Source organism: Chloroflexota bacterium (assembly GCA_018648225.1).
In the GTDB taxonomy this organism is placed as follows: Bacteria; Chloroflexota; Anaerolineae; order Anaerolineales; family UBA11858; genus NIOZ-UU35.
The window spans coordinates 1-1541 of sequence record JABGRQ010000001.1; the positions used below are offsets into that span (position 1 = coordinate 1).

Genomic DNA, 1541 nt, shown 5'->3' on the forward strand with positions numbered 1-1541 from the left:
CACCAGCAGTGAGGTCACGCTGAGCGAGGGCAGCGCCAGGCGCGGGTTGTTCAGATCGACAATCACCACATCAGCTTTCTTGCCCACTTCAAGGCTGCCAATTTCTTCCGGCTGTCCAAAGGCATAGGCGCCCTCCCGGCAGGCCATGGTAAGGACATCCTCCGGCGTCAGACAATGCGGATCGCGCGAGTTGATCTTATGGAGATTGAGCGCCCATTTTAGCACATCGAGCATCTCCTGACCGATGTTAACCGCCTGGCCGTCTGTGCCCAGTGCAACATGCGCCCCGGCTGCGCGCAGCTTGAGTACCGGCGCGACACCAGTTGAAAGAAAGGCATTACTCACCGGGTTGTGGATCACCGTCGCCCCGCTGGCAGCAATCTGATCAATCTCTTGGTCATCAATCCAGACACTGTGGGCGAGCTGGAAGTTCGAATCAAGGACACCCAACGAAGTAAACCACTCCAGGTGCCGCATGCCGTAGGGCTCAAGCGTCAGTTCAAGTTCACCCTGCGACTCTGCTGTATGGGTGTGGATGCCGACGCCCAACTCTTTGGCCAACTCAGCCAGGCGGATGATATTGTCGCCGCTGATGCCCCAATGCACGTTGGGACCAAAATCGAGGCGCAGCCGCCCGTTTTCTTTTCCATGCCAGGCTGAGTGCAAACGATAAATCTCGTTGATCACCACATCAAAGTCTTCCCAAAGGTCTTCTTGTGTGTATCCGCACTCAACAAATCCGCGCACCAGTTTGTAGCGAATCCCACTCTCGGCGGCGGCTTCGAAAGCCGCATCAAAACCAGCGCGATCATTGGGAATGTAGACATTGTCGCTGACGGCTGTTGCCCCGCCGCGGATGTTTTCCACCGCCCCCATCAACGTCGCGACGCGCACATCCTCTGCGGTCATATGCCGGTAAATGGGAAAGGCAGCATCCTCGAGCCAACCGAGCAGGGGGCGGTCATCGGCCAGGCCGCGTATGAGCGAGTCGCCAAAGTGAATGTGAGCATTAATCATGCCGGGCATCACGAGCGCATTGGAAGCATCGATGATCTCGTCGGCCTGCTGGCGGATCTCATCGGGAGGAGTTCCTGCTTCTACTTCGGTAATACGATCGTTTTCGATGACCATATAACCGCATTCGAAAACATCTCCCGCGGAATTTACTGTAAGAACAACTCCGTTTTCGATTAAAATACGCTTCACAGATTCATCTCCAATCACTAATGAATGTTGTTGTCACTAATTCTTATTTCTAAGATTTTAGCACGCATTGATGTGTAAGGTGTTTTATTCCTGCCTGGTTTTCAATCCTGCCCTGGGAACACTTCAAAGCGGTTTCTCCTCGCGGTGCTCGGCAAACCGGCGCCTTTTCTGGTATGCTACAATTTCAATAACCTTTTACTATCACCAGATTGACTGGCGCTAACATGGAGGTCTTTATGATGAAAACCAGACCCGTTCTACTGATTGTTATCATGCTGCTTCTCAATATTCTGGCGTGCAGCTTGCCAGGGAGTGAAAGCATCGTGGCGGATGAA

At 53.3% G+C, this 1541-nt stretch carries 1 protein-coding gene; it reads right to left on the minus strand.

Annotated elements, in window-relative coordinates; genetic code table 11:
- The coding region (locus tag HN413_00005) for an amidohydrolase family protein (GenBank protein MBT3388770.1) at positions 1 to 1206 on the minus strand (1206 nt) is incomplete at its 3' end.
- Positions 1207 to 1541 lie beyond the last annotated feature (335 nt).